Annotated in this window: 26 protein-coding genes and 1 other annotated feature; of the genes, 11 read left to right on the top strand and 15 right to left on the bottom strand. The window is 56.8% G+C overall.

Annotated features, from left to right (window positions below):
* The 4 genes from HMPREF3138_RS27120 to rfbD form a co-directional block, all read left to right on the top strand.
* Positions 1 to 411 (top strand): GDP-mannose 4,6-dehydratase (locus HMPREF3138_RS27120; RefSeq protein ID WP_246828721.1); only part of this gene is annotated, 411 nt, incomplete at its 5' end.
* A 19-nt stretch (positions 412 to 430) separates the two neighbouring features.
* On the top strand, positions 431 to 1,300 hold the full coding sequence (gene rfbA, locus HMPREF3138_RS10785) for a glucose-1-phosphate thymidylyltransferase RfbA (protein WP_038881061.1): 870 nt from the start codon (positions 431 to 433) through the stop codon (positions 1,298 to 1,300).
* A 2-nt stretch (positions 1,301 to 1,302) separates the two neighbouring features.
* On the top strand, positions 1,303 to 1,839 hold the full coding sequence (rfbC, locus tag HMPREF3138_RS10780; protein ID WP_038881063.1) for a dTDP-4-dehydrorhamnose 3,5-epimerase: 537 nt from the start codon (positions 1,303 to 1,305) through the stop codon (positions 1,837 to 1,839).
* Positions 1,836 to 2,699 carry a dTDP-4-dehydrorhamnose reductase gene (rfbD, locus tag HMPREF3138_RS10775; RefSeq protein WP_038881066.1) on the top strand — a complete coding sequence of 288 codons (864 nt, stop codon included), beginning with the start codon at positions 1,836 to 1,838 and terminating at the stop codon, positions 2,697 to 2,699. The genes rfbC and rfbD overlap by 4 nt, the downstream gene beginning before the upstream one ends.
* Positions 2,700 to 2,769: 70 nt before the next feature.
* Here rfbD and HMPREF3138_RS10770 read toward each other — a convergent pair whose 3' ends face one another.
* Genes HMPREF3138_RS10770 through HMPREF3138_RS10755 form a run of 4 tightly spaced genes read right to left on the bottom strand, consistent with a single transcriptional unit; the run spans position 2,770 to position 7,261 of the window.
* Positions 2,770 to 4,026: an oligosaccharide flippase family protein gene (locus HMPREF3138_RS10770; protein ID WP_038881069.1), complete on the bottom strand. Its 1,257-nt coding sequence runs from the start codon at positions 4,024 to 4,026 to the stop codon at positions 2,770 to 2,772.
* On the bottom strand, positions 4,019 to 5,485 hold the full coding sequence (locus HMPREF3138_RS10765; protein WP_038881072.1) for an O-antigen polymerase: 1,467 nt from the start codon (positions 5,483 to 5,485) through the stop codon (positions 4,019 to 4,021). The genes HMPREF3138_RS10770 and HMPREF3138_RS10765 overlap by 8 nt, the downstream gene beginning before the upstream one ends.
* Positions 5,478 to 6,332, bottom strand: a complete 855-nt coding sequence (locus HMPREF3138_RS10760; protein WP_038881074.1) for a glycosyltransferase — start codon at positions 6,330 to 6,332, stop codon at positions 5,478 to 5,480. The genes HMPREF3138_RS10765 and HMPREF3138_RS10760 overlap by 8 nt, the downstream gene beginning before the upstream one ends.
* Positions 6,329 to 7,261 (bottom strand): glycosyltransferase family 2 protein, encoded by a 933-nt coding sequence (locus HMPREF3138_RS10755; RefSeq protein ID WP_049193286.1) that lies wholly within the window; start codon positions 7,259 to 7,261, stop codon positions 6,329 to 6,331. The genes HMPREF3138_RS10760 and HMPREF3138_RS10755 overlap by 4 nt, the downstream gene beginning before the upstream one ends.
* A 379-nt stretch (positions 7,262 to 7,640) precedes the next feature.
* Here HMPREF3138_RS10755 and gndA point away from each other — a divergent pair, with 379 nt between their 5' ends.
* The 3 genes from gndA (at position 7,641) to HMPREF3138_RS10740 (ending at position 12,189) form a co-directional block, all read left to right on the top strand.
* The gene (gndA, locus tag HMPREF3138_RS10750) at positions 7,641 to 9,047 is read left to right on the top strand and encodes an NADP-dependent phosphogluconate dehydrogenase (protein ID WP_004938815.1); all 1,407 of its coding nucleotides are present in this window, start codon (positions 7,641 to 7,643) and stop codon (positions 9,045 to 9,047) included.
* A 530-nt stretch (positions 9,048 to 9,577) separates the two neighbouring features.
* On the top strand, positions 9,578 to 10,654 hold the full coding sequence (locus tag HMPREF3138_RS10745) for a mannose-1-phosphate guanylyltransferase/mannose-6-phosphate isomerase (protein ID WP_070559042.1): 1,077 nt from the start codon (positions 9,578 to 9,580) through the stop codon (positions 10,652 to 10,654).
* A 161-nt stretch (positions 10,655 to 10,815) separates the two neighbouring features.
* Complete coding sequence (locus HMPREF3138_RS10740; RefSeq protein WP_038881077.1) at positions 10,816 to 12,189, top strand: phosphohexomutase domain-containing protein; 1,374 nt, start codon at positions 10,816 to 10,818, stop codon at positions 12,187 to 12,189.
* A gap of 31 nt (positions 12,190 to 12,220) precedes the next feature.
* On the opposite strand, the gene hisIE is transcribed toward HMPREF3138_RS10740, so the two are convergent.
* From hisIE to hisL, 9 genes are all read right to left on the bottom strand, one after another.
* On the bottom strand, positions 12,221 to 12,835 hold the full coding sequence (gene hisIE / locus HMPREF3138_RS10735) for a bifunctional phosphoribosyl-AMP cyclohydrolase/phosphoribosyl-ATP diphosphatase HisIE (RefSeq protein ID WP_038881080.1): 615 nt from the start codon (positions 12,833 to 12,835) through the stop codon (positions 12,221 to 12,223).
* A complete protein-coding gene (hisF, locus tag HMPREF3138_RS10730) occupies positions 12,829 to 13,605 on the bottom strand; it encodes an imidazole glycerol phosphate synthase subunit HisF (RefSeq protein ID WP_033637764.1) in 777 nt (258 codons plus the stop codon). Before hisF ends, hisIE begins: the two co-directional genes overlap by 7 nt.
* On the bottom strand, positions 13,587 to 14,324 hold the full coding sequence (gene hisA / locus HMPREF3138_RS10725; protein ID WP_038881083.1) for a 1-(5-phosphoribosyl)-5-[(5-phosphoribosylamino)methylideneamino]imidazole-4-carboxamide isomerase: 738 nt from the start codon (positions 14,322 to 14,324) through the stop codon (positions 13,587 to 13,589). Before hisA ends, hisF begins: the two co-directional genes overlap by 19 nt.
* 5 nt (positions 14,325 to 14,329) lie before the next feature.
* Complete coding sequence (gene hisH / locus HMPREF3138_RS10720; RefSeq protein ID WP_021504315.1) at positions 14,330 to 14,920, bottom strand: imidazole glycerol phosphate synthase subunit HisH; 591 nt, start codon at positions 14,918 to 14,920, stop codon at positions 14,330 to 14,332.
* Positions 14,920 to 15,987 (bottom strand): bifunctional histidinol-phosphatase/imidazoleglycerol-phosphate dehydratase HisB, encoded by a 1,068-nt coding sequence (gene hisB, locus HMPREF3138_RS10715; protein ID WP_015377254.1) that lies wholly within the window; start codon positions 15,985 to 15,987, stop codon positions 14,920 to 14,922. The genes hisH and hisB overlap by 1 nt, the downstream gene beginning before the upstream one ends.
* Complete coding sequence (gene hisC / locus HMPREF3138_RS10710) at positions 15,984 to 17,072, bottom strand: histidinol-phosphate transaminase (RefSeq protein WP_038881088.1); 1,089 nt, start codon at positions 17,070 to 17,072, stop codon at positions 15,984 to 15,986. The genes hisB and hisC overlap by 4 nt, the downstream gene beginning before the upstream one ends.
* The gene (gene hisD / locus HMPREF3138_RS10705) at positions 17,069 to 18,376 is read right to left on the bottom strand and encodes a histidinol dehydrogenase (RefSeq protein ID WP_038881091.1); all 1,308 of its coding nucleotides are present in this window, start codon (positions 18,374 to 18,376) and stop codon (positions 17,069 to 17,071) included. The genes hisC and hisD overlap by 4 nt, the downstream gene beginning before the upstream one ends.
* Before the next feature lie 4 nt (positions 18,377 to 18,380).
* Positions 18,381 to 19,280: an ATP phosphoribosyltransferase gene (gene hisG / locus HMPREF3138_RS10700; RefSeq protein ID WP_004938793.1), complete on the bottom strand. Its 900-nt coding sequence runs from the start codon at positions 19,278 to 19,280 to the stop codon at positions 18,381 to 18,383.
* A gap of 71 nt (positions 19,281 to 19,351) precedes the next feature.
* Positions 19,352 to 19,478, bottom strand: a sequence feature (His leader region).
* Positions 19,454 to 19,501 (bottom strand): his operon leader peptide, encoded by a 48-nt coding sequence (gene hisL / locus HMPREF3138_RS26315; RefSeq protein WP_100396937.1) that lies wholly within the window; start codon positions 19,499 to 19,501, stop codon positions 19,454 to 19,456. Its footprint overlaps the feature before it by 25 nt.
* A gap of 229 nt (positions 19,502 to 19,730) precedes the next feature.
* On the opposite strand from hisL, the gene HMPREF3138_RS10695 reads away from it, so the two are divergent.
* Entirely contained in the window at positions 19,731 to 20,555 is an 825-nt protein-coding gene (locus HMPREF3138_RS10695; protein WP_038881095.1) for an SDR family oxidoreductase, read from the top strand.
* 15 nt (positions 20,556 to 20,570) lie between these two features.
* On the opposite strand, the gene HMPREF3138_RS10690 is transcribed toward HMPREF3138_RS10695, so the two are convergent.
* Positions 20,571 to 21,455: a LysR family transcriptional regulator gene (locus HMPREF3138_RS10690; protein WP_038881098.1), complete on the bottom strand. Its 885-nt coding sequence runs from the start codon at positions 21,453 to 21,455 to the stop codon at positions 20,571 to 20,573.
* Between the two features lie 137 nt (positions 21,456 to 21,592).
* Here HMPREF3138_RS10690 and HMPREF3138_RS10685 point away from each other — a divergent pair, with 137 nt between their 5' ends.
* Positions 21,593 to 22,783, top strand: coding sequence for an MFS transporter (locus HMPREF3138_RS10685; protein ID WP_038881101.1), 1,191 nt, complete (start codon positions 21,593 to 21,595; stop codon positions 22,781 to 22,783).
* Here the strand turns inward: HMPREF3138_RS10685 and HMPREF3138_RS10680 are convergent.
* Positions 22,733 to 23,668: a LysR family transcriptional regulator gene (locus tag HMPREF3138_RS10680; RefSeq protein ID WP_049193289.1), complete on the bottom strand. Its 936-nt coding sequence runs from the start codon at positions 23,666 to 23,668 to the stop codon at positions 22,733 to 22,735. The two genes, HMPREF3138_RS10685 and HMPREF3138_RS10680, sit on opposite strands and share 51 nt — an antisense overlap.
* Positions 23,669 to 23,916: 248 nt before the next feature.
* Here HMPREF3138_RS10680 and speB point away from each other — a divergent pair, with 248 nt between their 5' ends.
* Both speB and HMPREF3138_RS10670 read left to right on the top strand, forming a co-directional pair.
* Entirely contained in the window at positions 23,917 to 24,849 is a 933-nt protein-coding gene (gene speB / locus HMPREF3138_RS10675; RefSeq protein WP_038881104.1) for an agmatinase, read from the top strand.
* Between the two features lie 77 nt (positions 24,850 to 24,926).
* On the top strand, positions 24,927 to 26,312 hold the full coding sequence (locus HMPREF3138_RS10670; RefSeq protein ID WP_038881106.1) for a sodium:solute symporter family protein: 1,386 nt from the start codon (positions 24,927 to 24,929) through the stop codon (positions 26,310 to 26,312).
* Positions 26,313 to 26,343 lie beyond the last annotated feature (31 nt).

Here is a 26,343-nt window from a genome sequence, read left to right as displayed (position 1 = left end):
GGCGCGCAGGTGCGTGACTGGCTGTATGTCGAAGATCATGCTCGTGCGCTGTATAAGGTCGTGACCGAAGGGGCAGTAGGGGAAACCTACAATATCGGCGGCCATAACGAACGCAAAAATATCGACGTGGTGCGTACCATTTGCCGCCTGTTGGATGAGTTGGTGCCGAACAAGCCAGGTAAGCTGAGCCGGTACGAAGAGCTGATCACGTTCGTGACTGATCGGCCGGGCCATGATATGCGCTATGCGATCGACGCCTCAAAAATTGACGCGGAACTGGGCTGGAAGCCGCAGGAAACGTTCGAAAGCGGTATCCGCAAGACCGTTGAGTGGTACCTGGCCAACGAAGCCTGGTGGAGCCGCGTGAAGGACGGCTCTTATGCCGGCGAACGTCTGGGTCTGACACGTTAATTATTTCTAAGGTATAAAAATGAAAGGTATTGTTTTAGCCGGTGGTTCAGGCACACGCCTGTACCCGATCACCCGTGGCGTATCCAAGCAGCTGTTGCCGATTTACGACAAACCGATGGTGTATTACCCGCTATCGGTGCTGATGCTGGCTGGTATCCGTGACATTTTGATCATCAGCACACCGGAAGACTTGCCGTCTTTCCAGCGGCTACTGGGGGACGGCAGCCGTTTCGGCGTATCGCTGAGCTACGCGGTTCAGCCGAGTCCGGACGGTCTTGCACAGGCGTTCATTATCGGCGAAGAGTTCATCAACGGCGACAGCTGCGCGCTGGTGCTGGGAGATAATATCTACTTTGGCCAGAGCTTCGGTAAAAAACTGGAATCCGTGGTTGAGCGTAATCAGGGTGCGACGGTCTTTGGTTACCAGGTGATGGATCCGGAGCGATTCGGGGTGGTGGAGTTCGACGATAATTTCCGCGCGCTGTCGCTGGAAGAGAAGCCTGCAGCTCCTAAGTCGAACTGGGCGGTAACCGGGCTGTACTTCTATGACCGCGACGTGGTCGAGATGGCGAAGCAAGTGAAACCGTCGGCGCGCGGCGAGCTGGAAATCACCACACTGAACCAGATGTACTTGGACAAGGGCGCGCTCAATGTTGAGCTGCTCGGCCGGGGTTTCGCCTGGCTGGATACTGGTACGCACGACAGCCTGATTGAGGCTTCGCAGTTCATTCATACGATTGAAAAGCGCCAGGGCTTCAAGGTGGCCTGCCTGGAGGAAATCGCGTACCGCAAGGGGTGGCTGAGTCGAGAACAGGTGGCTGAAGAAGCGCGGCTGCTCGGCAAGACGCTGTATGGCCAGTATCTGTCGCAACTGATCGTGGAGAAATAAGCATGCAGGTAACGGATACCAAAATTGCGGGCGTGAAAATTATTCAACCGAAGGTGTTTGGGGACGCCCGCGGTTTTTTCCTGGAAACCTTTGAGGAGAAGCGCTACCGGGAAATGCTGGGCATCGATTTGAACTTCGTTCAGGACAACCATTCGCGTTCATCGCGTGGGGTGTTGCGCGGTTTGCATTTTCAGAAGATCAATCCGCAGGGCAAGCTGGTGCGGGTGGTGCGTGGTGAAGTCTTCGATGTTGCTGTCGACATTCGGCCGGACTCGCCGACCTACGGCGCATGGGAAGGGGTTATCCTGTCGGAAGAAAACAAGACGCAGTTTTGGGTGCCGCCGGGGTTGGCCCACGGTTTTGTGGTGCTGTCGGAGGTCGCCGATTTCGAATACAAGTGCACGGATTATTATAACCCGGCCCATGAGGGATGCCTGCTATGGAACGATCCTGCGATCGGGATTGATTGGCCGATAGCCAACCCGCAGCTGTCTGAGAAAGACAAGGTGGGTAAACTGCTTGGGGAGCTGGCAGGATGAAAGTGTTGTTAACCGGTTCTAAAGGGCAGCTGGGCAGTTGTTTTCGTGATCGTTTGCCATCCGGGTGGGACCTATTGGCGACGGACAGTGAAAGCCTGGACATCAGCGATCTGGCCAGAGTGAAGCAGGTCGTCGCGGATTACCGTCCGGATGTGATAGTGAACGCAGCGGCGTATACGGCGGTGGACAAGGCGGAAAGCGACGGGGAGCTGGCGGCGCGGATCAATGAACAGGGGCCGAGCTATCTGGCACTGGCAGCGGCGGCGCACGGCTGTCGGCTGATCCACGTCTCAACCGATTATGTTTTTGATGGTCGGGCGAGCCGGCCCTACCGTGAGGATGACGCGACCAACCCGCTGGGGGTTTACGGCAGCACCAAGCTCGATGGGGAGCGTGCGGTGGCCGGGGTGCTTCCGGGAGCGATAGTCCTGCGCACCGCCTGGGTGTTCAGTGAGTATGGGAATAATTTTGTGAAAACCATGCTGCGTCTTGCGAAAGAGCGTGACGTACTGGGCATTGTCGGGGATCAGCGGGGCTGCCCGACGTACGCGGGCGATATTGCGCAGGCGATCATTGAGCTGCTGAAACGTGAGGCGGCGGGGGGGGTGTATCACTTCTGCGGTAACAAAGAAGTGAGTTGGAGCGAGTTCGCCGGGGCGATTTTTGCGGCGGCGCTAGGGCAGGGTACGTTGACGAGGTTGCCGCAGGTGAACGACATCACAACCGATCAGTACCCTACGCCGGCTAAGCGTCCTGCATACTCGAGTTTGGACTGCGGGAAAATTGAAAGCTTGGGCATCCAGCCTTCAGATTGGCAACAAGCGTTGAAAAATATTATGCCGGTGCTAGGGGAAAGGTAGTTTTTTTCCCTACTGGATAAAGAAAAAGGCGAGCATCTAAAGAATGTTCGCCTTTTTTCTAGCTTGTCTATCAAGAAACGCAGCCGATCAAATTTTCTCTTTTGAATATTCTCATGCTCATATAAAGAATCAAGAGCGTGGCCAAGAGCTCGGTGAAGACTAATGAGTAAGAAGCGCCCAGTGCACCAAACAGCGTTGTCGTGAAATAGATATGCAAGCAGTGGGTTGCTGAACAGAAAATATAAATTCTCTGCAATACTTTATCGTGGTTGTTCGCCAACAAGTACAGTTGAGCCAATACGATGGCAGGTGGAATGACCAATAACATAATGGACAACACCGCCAGTATGGGGGCAGCGGAAACGAATTTTTCACCAAAAAGCAAGGTGATAATCGATGTAGAAAACAGATTCAGTATCGAGAAGGCGCTAATACCGAATACGAAGCTGGCGGCTAAAACTAGCTTAATGATCTTATTTCGTTTAGCTGTTTGCTCAGCACGACAGCTGCAAATGATAGGGTAGGCAGCCTGACATAGTGGCGCCATGACGGCCAGACCGGAGCGAACCAACCTCTCCGCTGCGCCATATAGCCCGGCGGCTAGCGGCCCGGAAATGATGCCTAAAAGAATCGTATTACTGGCTGAATACACCATGGTGATTGAGTTGGCGACAAATACCGGCCAGCCTTCTTTTAGATTCGCTGTAACATTGGGCAAAGAAAATCGCGGTTGGCCAATGTGATACCGTGAGAAAACCCAAAGCAACATAATAAGCGCAGCTAGACAGTTGGGCAGTACTAATAGCAGAACGGCGCTATAGGGCGTGATGGGGAAGCAGAGGAAGACCACCAAAGTGAAAATTCGGGCGAATAAGGTGATCAGCGCGCCCGCGGCCGTTTTCCCTACACCCTGCAATAGCCAATAAGGGGACAACATAGATGCTACGATTAACAAAGACGAAAGTAGCATATAGTCGCTGAGAGGATTCAGTTTATCCCAGCTTAGAGTCATCAACGTCATCACGACGAGTGAGCAGGTGGCCAGCATAATTTTGGAGCACGTAATGCTATAGAAGCTTTCACCTATGCCGTGGTGATCTTCCATTTTTGAGACTCTTCGGACCGCCGAAAAGTTAAAGCCGTAATCGACAAAAATGGAAAAATAGAAGGCAACCATATAGCAGAATAGAATGTTGCCAAACTCACTGACACCGATGTTCCGACCCACAAGAGGAAATACCAGTAGAGGGAATATAAAATTCCCCCCCTGTACTAACAGCAGTGAAACATAGTTTTTAACTAACGGTTGGTTCAGATATTTAATCATGAACCGCGGCCTTTAGCTCAGTAGATTGTTTAGTTAGTTTGAGTTTTGCCAACCAATCCCGGCTCATAAAGGCTTTGAACAATAACAACAGGATAATGTTGACGATAACGGTTGAATAATAGAAATGGTTATCAAAAATCATGAATAGCATGGCCATGCAGAAGTAACTGTAGAGCAGGGTATTAATGAGGGTTTTTCTCTGCTGCACCCGTTGATACAGTGTCATCCCGAACCAGGTGAATATCAGAATAAAACCACCAATGCCATAGACGCCAAAGTCCATGTATGGTTTCTGCATAAATGTCATGATGTTTATCCAGTCATATCCTCCCATTTTTACCAAATCCAGCGTTTCATCCGGCATGAAACTTTTGGTCGCGAAACGGAAAGTCCCGGTCATCAACATGCGCCCATCTCTGAAGTCATGGGTTTTATCCAAATAAATGACCATTTTGTTGAATGCATGCATCTCGGTACTCAGGTTAATCCAGATTGACATCATCTGCGGAGGCAGCTTCATCGTAGGTTTAAAATCTTTTTCCTCTCTATGTTCCTGAGTGTTTGTATTTGGGCTGTTATAAATGGCCTCATAATAATGCGTGCCGGTCTGTGCCTTTTCCTCTGTCGACGACTGATGGTTCTGTACATATATTTGGGTGCGAATCAATGGCATACTCACCATCAACAGAACGACGGAGAACAACGTGACTATGCCGGTAATCAATAGCGCTGATTTATTTTCTTTTGCAACATAATATTGAATGAGTACATAGAATAAACTGGTAATGACAGGGATGAAGATATTTATTCTTCCCCCTAACAACATCAGTAGGCTTAAGTATGCGCAACTGAAAATAAGATATCCGTATTTTCTCGATTCAGTAACGTAAATGGTATTGAAAATGATAAAGAAAGTGGGAAGGACCATCAGCGTCATCAAATAATTGCTGATTACTTTGGGCATAATGTTCGCGCGAATATTGTCGTCAAATAAAGGAATGCCGCCAATTTTATGGATAGCATACCAATAAATAAACACTTCGGTCACGATGCAGATGACATTGGACCAGAAGAGGGTACGCGCGGCGATTCCAGAGCGAACGTTTGTTTCACGATTAAGCGTGATGCGTCCTCGTCGCAGCACAAAGGTGGCAACCACCATGTAAAAACAGGCGATAACGGCGAACAAAGCCATCCATGTTGAGTGACTGAAATCGTCTTGCTCAATCAGTGTCAATTTCGCCTGGCTGCAACCAATCATGAATAAGAACATACTCATGAAGATCGAAGCCGGATTGTAAATATTTTTGAAGAAATAGGTGAAGAAGACAAAGTTTGCAACCGCAGCAATGGCAAAGCTTTTACTTACCCCATTCACGGGAAGCAAAATAATGCATATCAGGCAAACAATACCGAAACCGGCGAGTGGTAAGTGCCTCAGTATTCCATTATTACCCATTTTTATTCTCCCTCACCTGTTTTCCCAGCCGTGGCAGTTGTTTCATGCATGTTTTATTTACGCCTCTGCGTTCTGCGTCAAAAAACCAACCCCATTTATTGAAATACGTAATTGCCGATCGAATGTGGTAGCCCATTAACTTCAGGTTCTTGTATGAGCCTTTGGCAAAGGCATGTGTCACCGTCGCTTCGGAACAAAACATAGGTTTTTCATATTGAAGCACTTTACGGCAGAGGTCGACATCTTCAAGATACATAAAGTAACGTGAATCAAAACCCTGTAATTGCTGCAACAAACGCGACTCTACGAACATAAAGCAGCCGGAAATTGTCGGTGCAAAGAAGTTCTTGTTGTAATCGGCATCTTGCAACTCATAGTTCTCATCGAGATACTTGGATAAAAAAGGAATGAATCTGCGCAAGAACAGATGAGCGGGAGTCGGCAATAAACGGCAGACGCGCTGAGCTTCGCCGTTCGGGTAAACAATCTTGGGCGCGATGAATCGGTGATTGCCGCTTTCCGCAAAGTTATACAAATTTTTCACCGTGCCTGCACTAAACTCGATATCTGGATTGCAGATAATAAAATATTTGCATTTGCTCAGATACTTACTCATGGCTTGATTGTGTCCATGGCCATAACCGCCATTGAAATCCGACTTGATATAAGCAATTCTCGGATTGTTTAACTGGCTCGCCCATTCGCTACCTGCATTGTCAACTAACACGATGGTTTCTACCAGCGGCTCGGCTAACAGAGAGTCGATAGTGGGTTGAATGTCCTCTTGCTTGTGTTGGTACAGTACTATGGACGCGACAACGGGCACTTTATGTTCAACTGCACTCATTTTGAGCTAATTCCGTCTTTAACCGCACGGCACCAGGTTGCCAGATGCGTTTTTTTATTCGGTTGCGTAGCAATCAACAATACTTGATGGATGGCATTAAAAACGTTTTCACGTACTTTTATCAATGGTGGGATGTGTTTCATCCTTGCCAGCAACAGCCCGTTGCGCAATCGGTAGTATCTGCGGAAAGCCGAGTGCACCGGCACATGCCAAGCCAGTACTTTGATTGCCTTGTCACCGATAGCGTGCGACATCTTGGCCGAGGTCGCCGCATAAACTTTGTAACCTTTGGCGATGGCGCGCAGGCACCATTCGGTATCCACGTAGTCAATGAACAACGACTCATCCATATCCCCCACATCACTCAAGACCGCGACGGGGATCAATGAGCCAGAAGAGATGATCATGCTGACTTCAAAAGGCGCGTCTTGGAATTGCGGGCGTACTTTGCTGCGCCAGCCTAGTTTGTTCACGCGGATCAATGGATAGTGGAAACCGTAGCGCGAATCGGTAAAGATCGGACCTATAGCCGCGAGCCTCTCGGTGGCTGAGATCTGGGCATAATCTTTGAGCAACCCGGTCATAAAGTGTTCGTCAATGTGGCTGTCTTGATCGAAAAAAACGATCAGTTGGGCACAATGTTTCTCGCGAGCGTACTCAATGCCGATATTCTGCGCTTTGGCGATACCGACGTTTTCCGGCAAACGCACGACGGTGGCGAGCTCGGAAAGCGATTCGACGGCGGATGCTTCTAGTGAACCATTATCAACGAGAACGCTGGAAACCTGTTGACGCTTAAGTTCTTTGATTAAGGTAGTGAGGTTACCCAATTCCGGATGATAAGAGACTATTACTGCTGCGATTTTCTGACTGTTAACATGCTCATCGACGGTCGCAGGAGTATGGTTAATGGCTTGATGCTCGGACACTACATTCTCCAATTCAATACAATATCAATGCTGGCATGTCCTCGCCCCTTGGACAGAAGCGCATTGCATTAATTAAGCCGTCAATTTTAGCAGTCATGGGAAATCGCGCAATCAGGAAAACCTAAATTGTCGATAAATCTTACTTTTATGGTGTAAGGTATTAATACATTGAAATAAAAGGGTTAACTGAATTTTATTGGATAATCCAGAGAGGAGTTGGGGGGATTCTCTCATAAAGTGGTGAAGAAGCGTTCCCGCGGTTTGTCTATCGCACCAATCACTACCCACCCGGCTCAATCCTGAGTTAACATGTGTGCCACATCACAAAACCTGCTGGCCGACGTTGCCAGCAGGGTCATCCTCAGACAGGAGTTCCTAAATGTCCAAGCAACAAATCGGCGTTGTCGGCATGGCGGTAATGGGCCGCAACCTCGCGCTGAACATCGAGAGCCGTGGTTACACCGTTTCCATTTTCAACCGTTCTGGCGACAAAACTGACGAAGTGATCGCTGAGAACCCGGGCAAGAATCTGGCGCCGTATTACACCGTTGAAGAGTTTGTTGAATCGCTGGAAAAACCGCGCCGCATCCTGCTGATGGTGAAAGCGGGCGAAGCAACGGATAAAACCATTGCCTCGCTGACTCCGCACCTGGACAAGGGCGATATCCTGATCGACGGCGGCAACACCTACTATCAGGACACCATCCGTCGTAATCGCGAACTGTCCGACCAGGGCTTCAACTTCATCGGCACCGGTGTTTCCGGCGGTGAAGAGGGCGCGCTGAAAGGGCCTTCCATCATGCCTGGCGGCCAGAAAGAAGCGTACGAGCTGGTGGCGCCAATCCTGGAGAAAATCGCGGCGGTCGCGGAAGGCGAGCCTTGCGTAACCTACATCGGCGCAGACGGTGCCGGCCACTATGTGAAGATGGTGCACAACGGCATCGAATACGGCGACATGCAGCTGATTGCTGAAGCCTATTCTCTGCTGAAGCAGGCGCTGAATCTGAGCAACGAACAGCTGGCCGAAACCTTCGCCGAGTGGAACAAGGGCGAGCTGAACAGCTACCTGATCGACATCACCAAAGACATCTTCACCAAGAAAGACGAAGAGGGTAAATACCTGGTCGATGTGATCCTGGACGAAGCTGCCAACAAAGGCACCGGCAAGTGGACCAGCCAGAGCTCGCTGGATCTGGGCGAACCGCTGTCGCTGATCACCGAGTCAGTGTTCGCACGCTACCTGTCCTCGCTGAAAGACCAGCGCGTTGCTGCCTCTAAAGTGCTGACCGGCCCGAAAGTGGCGCCGTTCACCGGCGACAAGGCCGAGTTCATCGAGAAAGTGCGTCGCGCGCTGTATCTGGGCAAGATCGTGTCCTACGCGCAGGGCTTCTCTCAGCTGAAAGCCGCTTCTAAAGAAAACAACTGGGATCTGCACTACGGCGAAATCGCCAAAATCTTCCGCGCCGGCTGCATCATCCGCGCTCAATTCCTGCAGAAGATCACCGACGCTTATGCGGCGGACGCCGATATCGCCAACCTGTTGCTGGCGCCATACTTCAAGCAAATCGCCGACGAATACCAGCAGGCGCTGCGTGACGTGGTGGCTTATGCCGTGCAGAACGGTATCCCTACGCCAACCTTCTCCGCCGCGATCGCCTACTATGACAGCTACCGCTCCGCGGTGCTGCCGGCGAACCTGATCCAGGCGCAGCGCGACTACTTCGGCGCGCACACCTACAAACGCATCGACAAGGAAGGCGTGTTCCATACCGAATGGATGGAGTAATCCCTTCTCGTTTCTGAAAAGCCGCCGCCAGGCGGCTTTTTTTTTGCCAAAACATCGAAAAATAGCATAACGCCTTCTCTACGCTGGGATGCACGATCCCTTACCCCTAATCTGGCACTATTCTTAATTTTTATTTTTTAATAATAAGAGCTGTATCGTATTATTGGGGTTGATGAAAGTATTTTTTTTGATTGAACTTGCCGAAATACTTATTTTTGCTAAGATAATTCCTAGTCGTGTTTTATCGCTTTTTTAGCCCATTCCAGCCGTGCTTTTGCTAATCGCTTTTGCTTTGATTTATTTGGTTTTTTTGTCTTTTTGATTGTTTGTAAATATGAGGGCGCTCGGGGTGGCGTTTTAAACATAGGTCGCTAAATTTTTATGGGGCTATTAAGTCCATAATGGGGTCTGATTTTCATTGTAAGGGATAAGGAAAATCTTAATTTTCGGCAATCTGCTAGCAATAGGTATTGGGGTACTTAGCCTGATTACTATGCGCAATGCATCTCTTTCTGGGGTAATCCTGGTTTATGGTGAACTTAATCCCTGTCATTCTGGCCGGTGGGAACGGCAGCCGCCTATGGCCTTTATCAAGAGAAGCATTCCCCAAGCAATTTCTTACGCTTGACGGTAGCAAGCATAGCCTGCTGCAGCAAACGCTGTTGCGCTTAGATGGGTTACAAGGGGTTAAGATCGCGGCACCGATTGTCATTTGCAATGAAGAGCACCGTTTTTTGGTGGCGGAACAACTGCAAGAGATCGATTGTTTGAACTCGCGCATCATTTTGGAGCCAGCCGGGCGTAATACGGCACCCGCGGTCGCTTTGGCTGCTCAGCATGTTCTACAAAACGAACCGGATGGTATGTTGTTGGTGTTGGCTGCCGATCACCTGATTACCCAATTGGGCGCTTTTCATGATGCATTGAACAAGGCTATCGAGTTTTCACTGTGCGACCGTCTGGTGACTTTTGGTATCATTCCCCAGCACCCCGAAACGGGCTACGGATACATCAAGCGTGGAACGCCGCTCTCCTCTTACTGTTTTAACGTCGAGCGTTTTGTCGAGAAACCGGGCTATCAGAAAGCGCAAGCATACCTAGAAAGTGGCGATTACTGCTGGAATAGCGGCATGTTTATGTTTACAGCTAAGAAGTATTTGTGTGAACTGAACCGATTTCGTCCGGATATTTTTCAAAAGTCACTTTTTGCGATGCAAACCAGTCGACTTGAACTCAACTTCATCCACATTGACGAAGAAACGTTTCTCCGTTGCCCCTGTGAGTCTATCGATTATGCAGTGATGGAGAATACTGCTGATGCAGTTGTGATGCCGGGTGATATAGGTTGGAGTGATGTTGGCTCTTGCGGAACTCTATGGGATTTGACCGAAAAAGATGCTCAAGGTAATGTCCATCGTGGCAATGTTATCGCGATTAACTCATTGAATAACTATGTTTCCTCAGGTAATAAACTGGTCGCCACGCTAGGAATAAACAACCTGGTTATAATACAAACTGACGATGCGCTATTGGTTGCTGCTCGTGAAGCAGTGCAAGACGTCAAACAGCTGGTAGGTGAGCTGAAGGCGCGAAAACTGCCGTTTTGATACGTGTGTAAAAATTTCGGGCATGAACCCATACCAAAGATTCCCACATCAGCGAGATAGTGATAAATGTAAGGAAGGCCGTACCAGTAATTGCGACCCCATCGCATTAAGCTCCAGGAAGGCAACAGAGCGTAAAGGTACACATAACAGAAGAATGTGACATGACTGAGTTGACTTGTTTTAAGGCTTACGACATTCGTGGCCAATTGGGGAATGAGCTGAATGATGAAATCGCTTATCGAATTGGCAGGGCCTTTGGTGAATATTTGCATCCTAAAGCCGTAGTTTTGGGCAGTGATGCCCGTTTGAGCAGTGAAAGCCTTAAACAATCCTTGGCTAAAGGCTTGCGGGACGTTGGAGCCAACGTGATTGACATCGGAGTGAGTGGGGCTGAGGAACTCTATTTTGCTACCGCTTTTTTGGCCGCCGATGGTGGTATAGAAGTCACGGGCAGCCATAATCCTGAAGATTACAACGGCATGAAATTGGTGTGCAAAGATGCACGGCCGATCAGCAGTGACTCAGGGCTTCAGGAAATCAAGGCGTTAGCGGAAAAAGAAACGTTTACGCACGCTGAGCATTCTCGCGGTAGCTATCGACAAACCGATACTCTGGACAGTTATGTCGACCATATTTTATCTTTTGTTGACTTGGCGCATTTCAAACCGCTGAAGCTGTTGGTGAACTCGGGGCATGGTACTGCCGGGCGGGTCATAGACGCTATTGAACTCCGTTTTCAGCAGCATAAGGTACCGTTGGAATTCATCAAGATTCAACATGAGCCCGATGGCAATTTTCCGCGAGGGGTTCCTAATCCGCTTTTACCCGAGCGCCGTCAAGACACGATGGAGGCGATATTGCACCATGGCGCGGATATGGGGATCGCCTTCGATGGCGATGCGGATCGCTGTTTTCTGTTTGATAGTAAAGGCCATTTTATCGAAGGCTACTATATAGTCGGTTTGTTGGCTGAGGCGTTTCTAGCCAAGCGGACAGGAGAGAAGGTCGTTCACGATCCGCGATTGAGTTGGAATACCGTTGAGATCGTTGAGAAAGCTGGCGGTATTCCTGTGATGTCGAAAACCGGGCACGCTTTCATCAAAGAACGAATGCGAGCTGAAGATGCGATCTATGGTGGCGAGATGAGTGCCCACCACTATTTCCGCGACTTCTATTACTGTGATAGCGGTATGATCCCCTGGTTAATGGTCGCCGAGATCATGTCTCTGAAAGATCGCTCGTTGGAACAGTTGGTTGCGGAACGTATCCGCGCCTATCCTTCTTCCGGTGAGATTAACATCGTCCGAGTTCCTGCGACACCCGCACTCGATATGATCGAGCGCCATTATCGAGATCAGGCCTTAGAGGTTGATAAGACGGATGGGATCAGCATGATCTTTACCGACTGGCGGTTCAATTTGCGAGCGTCAAACACGGAACCTTTGCTCCGTCTCAACGTTGAATCGCGGGGTAACCGCGACTTAATGGAGCGAAAAACAGAGGAAATTCTCGCGCTAGTAAACAGCCGAATATAAGGCTTCCCATTATCAGGGAAGCCTGTGTGCATTATTTCTGATGCCGCTCGCGCAGCCGGCCGATCACCGCGCTCAGATCCAGCTCCTGGTCCTGCAGCAGCACCAGCAGGTGATAGATCAGGTCAGAAGCTTCGTTGGTCAGCTCTTCGCGATCGTTGACCGTGGCGGCCAGCGCGGTTTCCACGCCTTCCTCCCCGACCTTCTGCGCGATGCGCTTGGTGCCGCTGGCGTACAGGCTGGCGGTGTACGAGCTGTCCGGGCTGGCGTGCTTGCGCTCCGCCAACAGCTGCTCCAGCTGATAGAGGAACGTCCAGTCGCTGGCGGCCGGGTGGAAGCAACTGCTGTTGCCGAGGTGGCAGGTCGGGCCGATCGGGTTGGCCAATACCAGCAGCGTGTCGTTATCGCAGTCCGGCGTGATGCTGACCACCTTGAGGAAGTGGCCGGAGCTTTCACCCTTGGTCCACAGGCGCTGCTTGGTGCGCGAGAAGAAGGTGACGTTGCCGCTCTGCTCGGTGGTCGCCAGCGCTTCCGGCGTCATATAACCCAGCATCAGCACTTCGCCGGAAACGGCGTGCTGCACGATGGCCGGCATCAGGCCGTCGGTTTTTTCCCAGTCCAGCTGGTTGCTCTGTTGTTCTGTCAGCACACGCGAATCTCCACGCCTTGTTCAACCAGGAACCTTTTCAGTTCGCCGATATTGATGATTTGTTTGTGGAATACCGATGCCGCCAGGGCGCCATCGACGTCCGCATCGCGGAACGCTTCCAGGAAGTGCTCCATGGTGCCCGCGCCGCCGGAGGCGATCAGCGGCACCTTGCAGGCCTCGCGCACCCGGCGCAGCTGCTGCAGATCGTAACCGTTGCGCACGCCGTCCTGGTTCATCATGTTCAGCACGATCTCACCGGCGCCGCGGCGCTGCACTTCCTGTACCCAGTCGAGGGTTTCCCACTGGGTGATGCGGGTGCGGCTCTCATCGCCGGTATATTGGTTGACGTGATACTTGCCGGTTTCACTGTCGAACCAGGTGTCGATGCCTACCACGATGCACTGCACGCCAAAGCGCTCCGCCAGGCGGCTAATCAGCTCAGGATCGGCCAGCGCCGGCGAGTTGATTGAAATCTTGTCGGCGCCGAAAGACAGGATCTGGCTGGCGTCCTCGGCGCTTTTAATGCCGCCGGCGACGCAGAACGGAATATCAATCACCTCCGCCACGCGCGATACCCAGCTTTTGTCCACCACCCGGCCGTCGCTCGAGGCGGTAATATCGTAAAACACCAGCTCGTCCGCACCTTCTTGCGCATAGCGCTGTGCCAGCGGCACGATGTCGCCGATGATTTCGTGGTTGCGGAACTGCACGCCTTTCACCACTTGCCCGTCTTTAACATCCAGGCACGGGATTATCCGTTTTGCCAGCATGCGATCGCCTCCTCAACGCTAAATTTACCTTCCAGCAGGGCGCGCCCCACGATCACGCCGGCAACGCCGCTGCCGCGCAGCTGGGCGATGTCGTCCAGATTGCCGATGCCGCCTGAGGCCTGGAAGGCCACTTGCGGATAGCGGCGGCCGATCGCCTGATACAGCGCCACGTTGGAACCGGCCAGCGTGCCGTCGCGCGAAATGTCGGTGCACAGCACGTGCTTCAGCCCGTAGGGCAGGAACTGCTCTACCACCTGTTCCAGCGTGGCGTCGGAGTCTTCCTGCCAGCCGCTGATGGCCACGCGCTTCACGCCCTGCGCGTCGATGCGCACATCCAACGCCAGCACCAGCGCGTCGGCGCCATAGCGTTCGAACCAGCTTTGCACCAACTGCGGCTGTTTCACCGCGGTGGAGCCGATCACCACGCGCGTGGCGCCGGCCTCCAGCAGGGCGCTGACGTCTTGCTCGTTGCGGATGCCGCCGCCGACCTGCACCGGCACGTTAACCCCCGCCAACAGCTTGCGCAGCAGCGGGATCTGGCGCGCGGCCGGATCTTTGGCGCCGGTCAGATCGACCAGGTGCAGCACCTGGGCGCCCTGTTGTTGATAGTCCTGCAGGCGCAGCAGCGGATCGTTGCCGTAGTCGCGCTGTTGGCCGTAATCGCCCTGATGCAAACGCACCACGTTGCCGTCGATCAAATCCAAAGCCGGAATAATCATGCTGCCTACATCTCCAGAAAGTTTTTCAACAGTTGCGCGCCGGCCGCTCCAGATCGTTCTGGATGAAACTGCACGCCGAAGAAGTTGTCTTTTTGCACGGCGGCGGTGAAGGGCTCGCCGTAGTTCGCCTGAGCGATGGTGCTGGGGCATATCGGCATCGCATAGCTGTGAACGAAATAGAAGTAGGCGCCGTCATCGATGCCGCGGAACAGATGGTGGCCCGCCTGCGCGGATACTTGGTTCCAACCCATGTGCGGCAGCGGCAGGCCGAAGTCGGTCATCTGCTTTACCGGCGTATCGATGAGGCCGAGCGTCGTTATGCCGCCGTTCTCTTCGCTGCTGGCCGCCAGCAGCTGCATACCGAGGCAGATGCCCAGCACCGGCTGAGTGCAGGCCCTGATCAGTTCGATCAGATCGCGTTCGCGCAGCTGATCCATCGCCGCCTGCGCGGTGCCGACGCCCGGCAGGAACAGCTTGTCGGCGCGCAGCACGATCTCCGGATCGCGGCTCACTTCCGGCTGATAGCCCAGGCGCCGCACCGCATAGGTGACGGAGGCCAGGTTGGCGCAGCCGGTATCCAAAATCACCACGTTCATCACAGCACTCCTTTCGAGCTCGGCAGGGTATTGCCCTCGACGCGGATCGCCTGGCGCAGCGTGCGGCCAAACACTTTGAACAGGCTTTCGACCCGGTGGTGGTCGTTTTTGCCTTTGGTCTTCAGGTGCAGCGTGCAACCCATGGTGTAGGAGAGCGAGCGGAAGAAGTGCTCGACCATTTCGGTGCTAAGATCGCCGACGCGCTGATAGTTGAACTCGGCCTTGTACTCCAGGTGCGGGCGGCCGGAGATATCCAGCGCGCAGCGCGCCAGACACTCGTCCATCGGCAGCACGAAGCCGAAGCGGGCAATGCCGCGCTTGTCGCCCAGCGCCTTGTTCAACGCTTCGCCCAGCGCCAGGCCGGTGTCCTCTACGGTGTGGTGATCGTCGATATACAGGTCGCCTTTGACGTCGATCTCCATGCGGAAGCCACCGTGGGTGGCGATCTGATCCAGCATGTGGTCGAAGAAGCCGACGCCGGTTTTGATTTTGCTGCCGCCTTCGCGATCCAGCCAGACGTTGACATCGATCTGCGTCTCTTTGGTCACGCGGTTAACCCGCGCATGACGGTCGCGCAGGGTCAGCTGGCGCACGATCTCTTTCCAGCCCAGCACGCCGCGCTGGTAGCGCAGCCCCTGAATGCCCATGTTTTCCGCCAGCTGCACGTCGGTCGGCCGATCGCCGATCACGTAGCTGTGGGCGGTATCGAGCACGCCGGGTTCGAGGTAACCCTTCACCAGCGCGGTCTTCGGCTTGCGGCAGTCGCAGTTGTCCGCCGGCAGGTGCGGGCAGATCAACACATCGGCGAACTGAATGCCCTGCGAGCTGAGGATCTGCATCATCAGATTGTGCGGCGGATCGAAGGTTTCCTGCGGGAAACTGGCGGTGCCGAGCCCATCCTGATTGGTGATCATCACCAGCTGATACCCCGCCTGTTGCAGCGCCAGCAGGGAAGGGATCACGTCCGGCTCGAGCGCCAGCTTGTCCAGGCGGTCAACCTGGAAATCTTCCGGTGGCTCGGCGATCAGCGTGCCGTCACGATCGATAAAGAGGATTTTTTGGCTCACATTGGCTCCTGGCGAGTCTGGTTGGCGCCGGGCAGGGTGGACAAGGCGTCCACCACGCGTTGACATTCGTCGCGGGTGCCTATAGTGATGCGCAGGCAGCCGGACAACCCGGGCTGTTTGTTTTGGTCTCGTAAGATAATGCCCTGATCCCACAAGCTTTTAAACACATTACTTGAGGCGGTGAAGCGGGCCAGCAGGTAATTGCTGTCGCTGGCGAAAACCTGCTCGACGCAGGCGCATTTCTCCAGCTGTTGCTGCAGCCAGCTGCGGGTGGCGGCGATGTCGGTGACGCGCTGGCGCATGGTGCGGATACCTTCTTCGCTCAGCGCCTGCGCGGCGATATCCGCCACCGGCGTCGAGAGCGGGTAAGGCGCGATCACCTTCAGCAGCAGGGCGATCAGATCTTCGTTGGCGAGCGTAAAGCCGCAGCGCAGGCCGGCCAGCGCAAAGGCCTTCGACAGCGTGCGCAGAATAGCCAGGTGCGGATAGTCGCTCAGCCACCCGGCCACCGAGGCCTGCGGGCAAAACTCGATATAGGCTTCGTCCACCGCGACGATCGCTCTGCCTTTGGCCATCTCCAGCAGGCTGCGCAGAGAGTCCGGGTCAATCAGGTTACCGGTCGGGTTGTTCGGGCTGCAGACGTAGATCAGTTTCACGTTGTCCAGGCTGTCCGCGATGGCCGGCAGATCCAGCTGCCAGTCCTCTTTGGCGGCTACGGTGCGGCGCTCCACGCCAAAGGTTTCGGCGCTGACGGCGTACATGCCGTAGGTCGGCGGGCAGAACAGAATGGCGTCTTTGCCCGGCTCGCAGAAGGCGCGGATCAGCAGCTCGATGCCTTCATCGGCGCCGCGGCTGACCAGCACCTGCTCTTTCTTCACCCCGGCATAGGCGGCGTAGCGTTCGATCACCTGCGCCGGCTGGCACTCCGGATAGCGGTTGAAGGTTTGCGCGGTCAACTGGAATTCCGGGGCGATCGGGTATTCGTTGGCGTTCAGCCATACGTCGCCCTTGCCGCCGAGGCGGCGCGCCGATTGATAAGGGGTCAGCTCGCGAACGTTGGCGCGCGCCAGTTTTTCGATGCTCATGCTTGCTCCTTCAGGGCGGCGACGCGCAGGGTCACGGCGTTCTTGTGGGCGATCAGCTGCTCGGCGGCAGCCAGCGTCTCGATGGTGGCGGCCAGGTTGCTGAAGCCCTGCGGCGTCAGCTCTTGCACCGTCATGCGTTTTTGGAAATCGGCCAGCCCAAGGCTTGAGCAGGTAGCGGTGTAGCCGTAGGTCGGCAGCACGTGGTTGGTGCCGGAGGCGTAATCGCCGGCGGACTCCGGCGACCAGTCGCCGAGGAACACCGAGCCGGCGCTGGTGATGCCGTCCACCAGATCGCGCGCATTGCGGGTCTGAATGATCAGATGCTCCGGGCCGTAACGGTTGCTGATGGCCACGCACTCCGGCAGATCGCGCGCCACGATCAGGCGGCTGCTCGCCAGCGCCTGGCGGGCGGTCTCGGCGCGCGGTAGCTCGGCCAGCTGGCTTTCCACCGCGTCGGCCACCGCCTGCGCCATCGCCGCGTCCGGCGTCAGCAGGATCACCTGCGAATCCGGGCCGTGTTCGGCCTGCGACAGCAGATCGGAAGCGACAAACGCCGGGGTGGCGCCGGCGTCGGCGATCACCAGCACTTCTGAAGGACCGGCCGGCATGTCGATGGCCGCGCCGTCAAGGCGCTGGCTGACCTGCCGCTTGGCTTCGGTCACGAAGGCGTTGCCCGGCCCGAAGATCTTCGCTACGCGCGGCACGCTTTCGGTGCCGAACGCCAGGGCGGCGATCGCTTGCGCGCCCCCGACCTGAAACACTTCCTGCACGCCGCACAGCTGCGCCGCATACAGGATCTCATCGGCGATCGGCGGCGGCGAGCACAGCACTACCCGGCGGCAGCCGGCGATGCGTGCCGGCGTCGCCAGCATCAGCACGGTGGAGAACAGCGGCGCCGATCCGCCGGGAATATACAGGCCCACCGAGTCGATTGGGCGGGTCACCTGCTGGCAGCGCACGCCCGGTTGCGTTTCGACGTCCACCGGCGGCAGTCGCTGCGCGTTGTGGAAGGTTTCCACGTTGGCGACGGCCACCGCCATCGCCTGTTTGATGTCGTCGCCCAACCGCGCGGCGGCGGCGGCGATCTGCTCGGCGCTAACGCGCAGCGCCGAGACTTCCGCCTTGTCGAAACGGGCGCTGTAGTCGCGTAACGCCCGATCGCCGTTGGCCTTCACGTTGTCGAGGATCTCGTTCACCGTGCGGGTGATGCTGTCGGAAGCGGCGATCGCCGGACGCATCAGCAGCTTGGCCTGGCGTTCGGCGCTGCACGTCGCCCAATCGATCGGCGTGTTGAAGGTCGACATGGCGTTACTCCATCATCTTTTCAATCGGCAGCACCAGAATCGAGCTGGCGCCGAGCGCTTTCAGTTTTTCCATGGTTTCCCAGAACAGGGTTTCGCTGCTGACCATGTGCATCGCCACGCGGTTCTGCGCGCCGGCCAGCGGCAGAATGGTCGGGCGTTCGGCGCCCGGCAGCAGCGCGACGATCTCGTCCAGCTTCTCGCTCGGCGCGTGCAGCATGATGTATTTGGATTCACGCGCCTGGATCACGCCCTGAATGCGGGTCATCAGGCGGTCGATCAGCTGCTGCTTGGCTTCCGGCATTTCGCCGTCGCGCTGAATCAGGCAGGCCTTGGAGCGGTAGATCACTTCCACTTCGCGCAGGCCGTTGGCCTCCAGCGTGGCGCCGGTAGAGACCAGATCGCAGATGGCGTCGGCCAGGCCGGCGCGCGGCGCCACTTCCACCGAGCCGTTCAGCAGGCAAGATTTAAAGCGCACGCCCTGCTTGTCGAGGTATTGCTTCAGCAGGTGCGGGTAAGACGTGGCGATGCGGGCGTCCTGCAGGCTTTGCGGGCCGGTATATTCGGCGTCGAGCGGGGTGGCCAGCGACAGGCGGCAGCCGCCGAAATCGAGGCGGCGCAGGGTGAAGTAGCGCGGGTCTTCGCCCTGAGCGCGGCGGCTGAGCAGCTCTTCTTCCAGCACGTTTTCGCCGATGATGCCCAGATCGACCACGCCGTCCATCACCAGGCCCGGAATGTCGTCGTCGCGCACGCGCAGGATATCGATCGGCATGTTTTCCGCGAAGGCGATCAGGCGCTGCTGCTGCAGGTTGATCTTGATGCCGCAGCGCGCCAGCAGCTCCTGGGATTCATCGCTCAGGCGGCCCGACTTCTGCATTGCGATCCGTAAACGTGTCTTGTCCAGCATGGTAACCTCTGTTTAATCTGTAATTTTATGAATTTATTGTAAAAACTATTCTTTTCTGTCTGTCCGGAGCCAAAAAAAAACCCTCGGAAGAAATCTTCCGAGGGCTCTCTCTTGCGTTCTGCGCGCCACTGGAAGATTAACAAACCGTCTTCCAGCACTCATCGCCTGAAAGACTAGTCAGGGTGATGGTGATGATGGTGGTTGAACTGAACGCGTGTCATGGTGTTTTTCTCTAATCAAAAGCCGGTAAAAACCGTATGCCAATTAAGCTAAACTATCCGCTGTCCACCGCGCAACCCTTTTTTAACGTCATAAATTTAATTTATTGAAACAGGTTAGGTTATTAGCCGCAGACGGCTTTACCTAACCTTAAGCCGGGCAGATTGTATCGCTGTGCGCAGTGGCGTAGCCTTAGGGGTAGGGCGCTGCGATCTTCAGGAGAGGAAGAGGATGAAAAAGGTAGCCATTATTGGTTTGGGTTGGCTGGGCATGCCGTTGGCGTTAGCGCTGATGGGCCGCGGGTATGACGTGGTCGGCAGCAAAACCACGCCGGACGGCGTCGAGGCCGCGCGCATGAGCGGCATCGAATGCTATCAACTGGAGCTGACGCCGGAGCTGGTGTGCGATCCGGACGATCTGGAATCGCTGCTGCGCGTGGATGCGCTGGTGGTGACGTTGCCCGCACGCCGCACCGTCGAAGGCAGCGAGAACTATTTCAATGCGGTGCGCATGCTGGTGGACAGCGCGATGGCCTTCGGCGTGCCGCGGGTAATCTTTACCAGTTCCACCTCGGTGTACGGCGAAACCGCCGGCACGTTGCGCGAAGAGTCGCCGCTGCGGCCGGTCTCGCCGTCGGGCCGGGTGCTGGCCGAGCTGGAGCGCTGGCTGCATGAATTGCCGAACACCTCGGTGGACATTCTGCGGCTGGCGGGGCTGGTGGGCGTCGATCGTCACCCCGGCCGCTTCCTGGCGGGCAAGCTCGATGTGAAGGGGGGGGCGCAGGGGGTGAATCTGGTGCACCAGGACGACGTCATCGCCGCCATCCAGCTGTTGCTGAAGCTGCCGAAGGGCGGTCACGTGTACAACCTGTGCGCGCCGCGTCATCCGGCCAAACGCGAATTTTATCCGGCGCTGGCCGAGCAGCTGCACCTGGAGCCGCCGCAGTTCGCCGACGAAGCGGAGCAGGATGAGCGGCTGGTGGACGGCAACCGCATCTGCAACGAGCTGGGTTTTGAGTACCAGTATCCCGATCCGGCGCGCATGCCGGTCAGTTAAGGCAGCATACGTCGTTTAAAGCGGGAAAAGGTGGCTCGTCACAAAGTCGACGAACAGCCTGATTTTGGCAGACAGGTGGCGGCCCGACGGCCAGAGGACATGAAAAACCATGTTCTCGCGGTCGTATTCATCCAGAACCGTCACCAGGCTGCCTTGTTCCAGCTGTCTGCGCACGGCGATCTCCGGCAAATAAGCGATGCCGAGCCCTTGTTCCGCGAAGCACACCTGCGGATCGAGGGTATTTGTCACCATGCTGGCCGGCCGTTCGGGGAGCATCTCCGTCTTGTCCCCCAGCGGCCAGACATCCAGTTTGCCGGAGCTGGGAAAGCGATAATGCAAACGGGCATGGCTTGTCAGATCCTCGGGCTTGCTCGGCATACCCGCTTTGTTGAAATAGCCCGGCGCGCCAACGAAAACCTTGCGGCAGGTGCCCAACCGGCGGGCAACCAGCCGTGAATCGCTCGGGGTTCCGCTGCGGATAACGGCATCGAAACCTTCCTCAATCACGTCAACCAACCGATCCGAATAATCAATATCCAGCTCGATCTCAGGATAGCGGCGCTTGAAGTCCCCCAGTTTTGGCATGAAAAGCGTGCCCAGCGACGGGAGACTGATGCGCAGCTTACCCTGGGGCGTTCCCCGCGTTTGCAACAGTTCGGCTTCCGCGTCTTTCACCTCGCTCAAAATGCGTCGGCACCTTTCCAGGAACAAGGCGCCTTCCGGCGTCAGGTTGACCGTGCGGGTGGAGCGGTGAAACAACCGCACGCTGAGCCGTTCCTCCAGCCGGGCGATGGTTTTGCTGACCGCCGACGCGGAGATCCCCAGCTGTTGCCCGGCCGCCGTGAAGCTGCGGCTTTCACTGACCCGCACGAAAACGTCGAGAGAACCCAAGCTTTCCATAGGCTTCCATTCTATTGATGACCTTTACGTCATGAGTGTTGTTCACTTTAGCCTGTTTTTCTTTTATCGGCGAGTGGGCAGCATGATGCAAACGTCATCCGCAATGGGCGGAAACATCTTTGAATGGGGAGTGATTGATGAATCAAACGACGATATCTGCGCCTGCCGGGAGCAGCGAACGGTTGCCGCTGGGGAGCCTGCTGGCGTTGGCGATGGCCGCTTTCATCACGCTGTTGACCGAGATCATGCCGGCGGGCGTGCTTTCTTCGATCGCGGGCGATTTGAAGGTGTCTGAAAGCCTGGCGGGGCAGTTCATCACCGCCTATGCGGTGGGGGCGTTGGTCGCCGCCATTCCGCTCACCGCATTGACGCAGGGCATGCGGCGCCGCCCCTTGCTCTTGAGTGCGATCTGCGGTTTTGCCATCGTCAACCTCGTCACGGCGCTGTCGCATGATTACCACGTCTCATTGGCGACGCGTTTCTTCGCCGGCGTTTTCGGCGGCATCGTTTGGTCCTTGCTGGCCGGTTACGCCGTGCGCATGTCACCGGCCCATCTTGGCGGCCGCGCTATTGCGATCTCCGGCGCCGGCGCCACCCTGGCGCTGGTGCTCGGCGTACCGCTCGGCACGTTGCTTGGCCGAGCCATCGGCTGGCAGGGCGCCTTTGGCCTGATGACGTTGATGGCGGTGATGCTCGTGGTGTGGATCATCGCCATCGTGCCGGATTTCCCCGGCCAGGCTAAGGCGCATCGCCCGTCTCTGAGCGGCGTATTCTTGCAATGCGGGATCCGCGCCGTGCTGTTCGTGGTGTTCACCTTCATCGTTGCCCACAACATTCTGTATATCTACCTGGAGCCTTTCCTCACGCCGTCGGGGTTATCCGAGCGGGTCGATATCGTGCTGTTTATCTTTGGGCTGGGGGCGATTGCCGGATTGGGCGTCGCCGGGATGCTGGTCGATCGGCGAGTCCAATCTCTTACGGTGATGAGCATCGTCATCTTTGCCCTCGCCGCCGTGTTGCTGGCAAGTGGGGGAAGGATAGCCCCGATGGTCTATCTCTCCGTCGCATTGTGGGGCGTGGCTTTCGGTGGCTTTGCCACCCTCACGCAGACGGCATTGTCACGCCTTTCCGGCCGCGCGGCCGACGTGGCGCAGTCCATGTATACGACGGGCTGGAATACCGCCGTGGCCGCCGGTGGCGCGATCGGCGGCATGCTGCTCGACAAGGGCGGAGCGGCCTCTTTTGCCTGGGCCATCATCGGGCTCCTCATCCTGTCTTTAACCGGCACGCTGTTTGCCATGAATCGGGCGCTGGCCTCTCAGCGATGAGGTGATTGGCGTCAAATCCTCCAGCAGCGCGTTCAACGCCTCGTCGGGCTGGACAGGGCGGCTGACCAGGCTGAGCGTGGCGCGGTAAGAGAGCGCCGCGCCGCCCAGCTGCCGCAGCAGCCCCTGTTCCACCCAGCGCGCCGCGTAGTGGGTGGGCAGGTAGCCGAGACAGGAGCCGCTCAGCACCAGATGGGCGACGCTTTCCATATGATGGGCTACCGCAGCCAGGTGAGGCGGCGCGATCGGGCACAGCTGCTGCGCCAGCAGGTAGCCGCGCTTGACCCAGCGCGCGTTTTCAATCTGCTCGCGATCCGGTTCTTCCACCGCGAACAGCGGGTGATCCGCACTGCAGTAGATCGCCTGCGTCTCCTCCAGCCATGGCTGATAACGCAACGCCTCCAACTGTTGGCCGAAGTAGCCGATGCCCAGATCGAGCTGCCGGTGCAGCAGCCCCTGCTCAATCTCGTTCGGTGAACAGATGCGGCACTGCAATTGCACGTCCTGATGTCGGCGCTGGAAGTGTTTGATGGCCTGGCTGAACGGGTTGCCCGGCAGCGAAACCAGATTATCCACCAGACCGATCTGCAGATCGCCGGTCAGCAGGCCGTTCAGCGACTGGCTGACCCGGGTGAAGTCGCGGGCGGCGTTGAACAGCGAGCGGCAGGCGATCAGCATGCGTTCGCCCTTGGGCGTCAGCCGGAAGCCGGAGCGGCCGCGTTGGCACAGGCGAAAACCCAGCCGGGTTTCCAGCGAGGCCAGGTGGGTGCTGATGGTGGATTGGTTCATCAGCAGCGTTTCCTGCGCGGCGCTGACGCCCTGGGCTTCTGCCACCGCGACGAACACCCGCAGCCGTTTCAGATCGATATCGCTTAGGTTGATGAGCATTCCCCCTCCGCAGAACGTCGGCCGGTTAACCCATTTTTAACATCGAAGAAATAGGGGCGGCGCTGAAGATATGGCCTTCTTTATGGCATGAGGTGGAAATAAAAATCAATACTTCAATAAGTTAGTTGCATCGCGTTTTTCGATGTTTACATGCAAAAGCGGGAATGGTAGCCGGGATGGCCAACGGGGTAGTCTGCGAATGTTGCTCAAATGTTTCAATTCATCGCAGATCAAGACAAGGAAACGCCATGCTGAACCAACCCCAAAGCGGTAACGACATGCCGCGCTTTGCCGGTATTCCCACCATGATGCGCCTGCCCGCAGCCGATCAGGCGCACGGTCTGGATGCCGCCTTTGTCGGCATTCCGCTGGATATCGGTACCTCCAACCGCAGCGGCACCCGCTATGGCCCGCGCCAGATCCGCCAGGAGTCGGTGATGATCCGCCCTTACAACATGGGCACCGGCTCCGCCCCGTTCGAACGGCTGCAGGTGGCCGATCTGGGGGATGTCGCCATCAACCCTTACAGCCTGGCGGACAGCGTGCAGCGCATCGAGGCGGCTTACCACGAGATCCTGGCGCACGGCTGCATGCCGTTGACGCTCGGCGGCGACCACACGCTGACGCTGCCGGTGCTGCGCGCCGTCGCCCGTCGGCATGGCCCGGTCGGGCTGATCCACGTCGATGCGCATTCCGACACCAACGAGGAGATGTTCGGCGAACAGCTGGCGCACGGCACCACCTTCCGCCGCGCGTTCGAGGAGGGGCTGCTGGCACCCGAAAAAGTGGTGCAGATTGGCCTGCGCGGCAGCGGCTATGCGGCGGACGACTTCGACTGGTCACGCCGCCAGGGCTTCCGCGTGGTGCCGGCCGAGGCCTGCTGGCACCGATCGCTGACGCCGCTGATGACGGAGATCCGCGAACAGATGGGCGATGCGCCGGTTTACCTCAGCTTCGATATCGACGGACTGGATCCGGCCTTCGCACCGGGCACCGGCACGCCGGAAGTCGGCGGGCTGTCGGTCTGGCAGGGGCTGGAAATCGTGCGCGGCTGCCATGGGCTGAACCTGGTGGGCGGCGACGTGGTGGAGGTGTCGCCACCTTACGATCGCTCCGGCAACACGGCGCTGCTGGCCGCCAACCTGCTGTTTGAAATGTTGTGCGTGCTGCCGGCCCGCTGAGGCCGGTGCGCTGACCCTACCGGCGGAGCGGTTGCGTCGGGGCCCCTGATAACAATAACAACGGAGTGGAGGTACCCATGAATCTCGATCTGCTGGTCGTGGTGTTTTACTTTCTGGTGATAGGCGCGGTGGGGTGGATGGGCATTCGCCGCGCCAATTCCAAAGAGGCGTATCTGGTCGCCGGGCGCAATCTGGGGCCGGGGCTGTATTTGGGCACGCTGTCGGCGGTGGTGCTCGGCGGCGCGTCGACCATCGGCAGCGTCAAACTCGGCTATACCTACGGCATCTCCGGCGTCTGGCTGTGCGGCGCGCTCGGGCTGGGCATCGTGGTGCTGAGCCTGGTGCTGGCCAAGCCGCTGCTCAAGCTGAAGCTGTATACCGTCAGCCAGGTGCTGTCGCGGCGCTATCACCCGGCCGCGCGGGTCACCAGCGGCGCGATCATGCTGGCGTATGACCTGATGGTGGCGGTGACCTCGATCATCGCCATCGGCAGCGTGATGCAGGTGATGTTCGGCCTGTCGTTCAGCGCGTCTATCCTGCTCGGCGGCGGGTTGGTGGTGCTGTATTCGACGCTGGGGGGGATGTGGTCGCTGACGCTGACCGACATCATTCAGTTCATCATCATGACCGTTGGCATGATGCTGGTGCTGATGCCGATGAGCATCGTCAAGGCCGGCGGCTGGGACGCCTTCACCAGCCTGCTGCCCGCCGGTTACTACCAGCTGTCGTCGATCGGGTTGGACACCATTCTGGTGTTCTTCCTGATCTACTTCTTCGGCATTCTGATCGGCCAGGACATCTGGCAGCGGGTGTTTACCGCCCGCAGCGCCAATGTGGCGCGCTTCGCTGGGCTGGGGGCGGGCGTCTATTGCGTGCTGTACGGCGTGACCGGTGCGCTGATCGGCATGGCCGGCAAGATCGTGCTGCCGTCGCTCAGCAACACCGACGGCGCCTTTGCCGCCATTGCGCAGGCGGTGTTGCCGGTTGGCGTCAGCGGGCTGGTGGCCGCCGCGGCGTTGGCGGCGCTGATGTCCACCGCCAGCGCCTGCCTGCTGGCCTCTTCCACCATCGCGCTGGAGGACGTATTGCCGGCTATCCGGCGCAAACCTTCCGGCGGGTTGGCGGCCGGGCGCGTCACCACGCTTTTCATGGGCGCAGTCATGCTGGGGCTGGCGTTTGTGGTACGCGACGTGCTGGCGGCGCTGACGCTGGCCTATAACCTGCTGGTGGGCGGCATGCTGATCCCGCTGGTGGGGGCGATCTTCTGGCCGCGCGCCACCAGCGCCGGCGCCATTGCCAGCATGCTGACCGGCAGCCTGTGCGTGGTGGGGCTGATGGCCTGGCACGGCATCGACGCCAACAGCCCAATCTACGGCGGCCTGCTGGGCGGCGGCGTCGCCTTCGTGTTGGGCAGCCTGTTGAGCCGCCCGGCAGCGCAGCTGCAACCGCAAACCGAGCGCTGAGACGACGAGGCTAATGACCGCGACGAGGTGG

It is taken from the genome of Serratia sp. HMSC15F11, from assembly GCF_001808215.1.
Taxonomy (GTDB): Bacteria; Pseudomonadota; Gammaproteobacteria; order Enterobacterales; family Enterobacteriaceae; genus Serratia; species Serratia nevei.
Note: the sequence above shows the minus strand (reverse complement) of the source record. Positions and strands in the feature narration are given on the sequence as shown.